Here is a 2,686-nt window from a genome sequence, read left to right as displayed (position 1 = left end):
GGCGCTGTGCGCGGCCATGGCCGAGGCCGGATACCTCGCCTCCTACGGGGCGGCGGGCGTACCGCCCGCCGCCGTAGAGTCCGCGCTGGCGGAATTGTCGCGGCGGCTGGGCGACAAACCGTTCGCCTGCAACCTGATTCACAGCCCGTCGGAGCTGGCGTTGGAGCGGGCGATCGTCGACTCCTGCCTGCGGCACGGCGTGCGCTGTGTGGAGGCGTCGGCCTTCATGGACCTCACCCCCGAGGTGGTGCGCTACCGTGCCGCCGGGCTCACGGTGAATCGGGAGGGCCGCATCGAGAGCCGTCATCGGTTGATCGCCAAGGTCTCCCGGGTGGAGGTGGCGGAACTGTTCCTGCGCCCGGCCCCGGCTCGGCTGCTGCGCCCGCTGGTCGAGGGCGGTGTGCTCACCGCCGAGCAGGCCCGGCTGGCCGAGCGCGTCCCGCTGGCCGACGACATCACCGCCGAGGCGGATTCGGGTGGCCACACCGATCGCAGGCCGCTGGTGGTGCTGCTGCCCGAACTCGTGGCGGCCCGCGACCGGATCGCGCGCAGGGTCGCGGCGGCCGCCGGGGTCCGAATCGGGGCGGCGGGCGGGATCGGCACCCCCGATGCCGCCGCCGCGGCCTTCGCCCTGGGCGCGGCCTATATCGTCACCGGCTCCATCAACCAGGCCGCCCGCGAGGCGAATCAGTGTCAGGCCACCAAACGGCTGCTCGCCGCGGCGGAATTCGCGGATTGCGTCATGGCCCCGTCCTCGGACATGTTCGAACTCGGGGTGCAGGTGCAGGTGCTGCGGCGCGGCACCATGTTCGCCACTCGCGCGCAGCGCCTCTACGACCTGTACCGGGCGCACGACGGCATCGACGCCCTGCCCGCGGCGGTGCGGCGGGATCTGGAGACCACGCTGTTCCGGCGTCCGCTGGACCAGGTGTGGCGCGAGTGCGTGGCGTACTTCACCGAACGCGATCCCGACCAGCTCACCCGCGCCGCCGACGACCCGAAAGCCCGGATGGCCCTTGTCTTCCGGTGGTATCTGGGGCTGTCGTCGGGCTGGAGCATTCGCGGGGAGGCCGATCGCGCCGCCGACTACCAGATCTGGTGCGGCCCCGCCATGGGCGGATTCAACCGCTGGGCCGCGGGCACCTATCTCGCCGCCCCCGAGAACCGCGGTGTCGCCGATATGGCGCACCAGATGATGGTCGGCGCTGCCCATCTCACCCGTGTCGCCCAGTTGCGCACCGCCGGACTGCGGCTGCCCGCCGTCTGCGCCCGGTACGTGCCGCGTTCGAGGGAGGATTCATGACCACACTCGAAGCCCGGAACGAGACGGGCACGGCGTGGCTGCTGTGCCCGGCCTGCGGGGCGATGATCTACGCGGCGCGCTACGAGCGCGCCGCCGGGGTGTGCCCGGAATGCGACGGCCACGGCATGCTCACCGCCGACCGGCGCATCGAACACCTGGTGGACGCGGATTCGGCGGTGCCGATCGAGGCGCCGGCGGCAATGCGAGATCCGCTGGGCTTCGTCGATTCCCGCCCCTATCCGGAGCGGATGGCGCAGGCCCGGGAGCGCACCGGCATGCCGGACGCCATCCGCTGCGTGCGCGCCACCCTCGGCGGCATCCCGGTGGTGCTGGCGGTCATGGACTTCCGGTTCCTCGGCGGCAGTCTGGGCGGCGCCGTCGGCGCGGCGGTGACCGCCGCCGCCGATGCCGCGCTGGCCACCCGGTCACCCCTGATCATCGTCACCGCCTCCGGGGGCGCGCGCATGCAGGAGGGCATCGTGGCCCTCATGCAGATGGCCAAAACCAGTGTGGCGCTGCGCCGCCTGGACGAGGCGGGCATCCTCACCGTCTCGGTGATCACCGATCCCACCTACGGCGGGGTGGCGGCCTCCTTCGCCACCAGCACCGACATCATCATCGCCGAACCCGGTGCGCGCCTGGGCTTCGCGGGACCGCGCGTCATTCGCCAGACCATCGGTGAAACCCTGCCGCCCGGCTTCCAGACCGCCGAGTTCCTGCTCGAACACGGCATCGTCGATCTGATCGCGCACCGATCGGCGCTGCGGGACACCCTGATCCGGCTGGTCGGGCTGACCGTGCGGCCCACCCGCACCCCGGCGCCCGATCCCGGTGCCGTGCACACCGATCCGGCCCAGCTGGCCGCCCGCGACCCGTGGGAGCGGGTGCGGGCGGCCCGCAGGCTCGGCCGCCCCACCACCCTCGATCACCTCGCGGGGGCGTTCGAGGAGTTCACCGAACTGCACGGCGACCGGATGGCCGCCGACTGCCCGGCCATGATTGCCGGACTGGCCCGCCTGGGCGATGTCCCGGTGGCGGTGGTGGGCACCCAGAAGGGTCGTACCGCAGCGGAATTGGCGCGACGCAATTACGGCATGCCGAGCCCCGCCGGGTACCGCAAGGCCGCGCGGGTGCTGCGGCTGGCGGCCAAGCTCGGACTGCCGGTGGTCGCCCTGATCGACACCGCCGGTGCTTATCCGGGGGTGGCCGCCGAGCGGGAGGGGCAGGCCGTCGCCATCGCCGAATCCCTGAAACTGCTGGCCGGACTGCCGGTTCCGGTGGTGTCGGTGATCACCGGCGAGGGCGGCAGCGGGGGCGCGCTGGCACTGGCGCTGGCCGACCGGGTGCTGGTGTGCGAGAACGCCGTCTACTCCGTGATCAGCC

Annotated in this window: 2 protein-coding genes; both read left to right on the top strand. The window is 72.7% G+C overall.

What is annotated here, in order from left to right; genetic code table 11:
• Window positions 1-1,303 (top strand): PfaD family polyunsaturated fatty acid/polyketide biosynthesis protein (locus QK444_RS35245; RefSeq protein WP_282786319.1); only part of this gene is annotated, 1,303 nt, incomplete at its 5' end.
• On the top strand, window positions 1,300-2,686 hold a 1,387-nt coding region (gene accD / locus QK444_RS35240; RefSeq protein WP_282786318.1), incomplete at its 3' end, for an acetyl-CoA carboxylase, carboxyltransferase subunit beta. The genes QK444_RS35245 and accD, both read left to right, overlap by 4 nt.

The organism is Nocardia sp. CC201C (assembly GCF_030010695.1).
GTDB classification, from domain to species: Bacteria; Actinomycetota; Actinomycetes; order Mycobacteriales; family Mycobacteriaceae; genus Nocardia; species Nocardia otitidiscaviarum.
The sequence above is the reverse complement of the archived record's forward strand: the minus strand, read 5'-3'. Positions and strand labels throughout refer to the sequence as shown.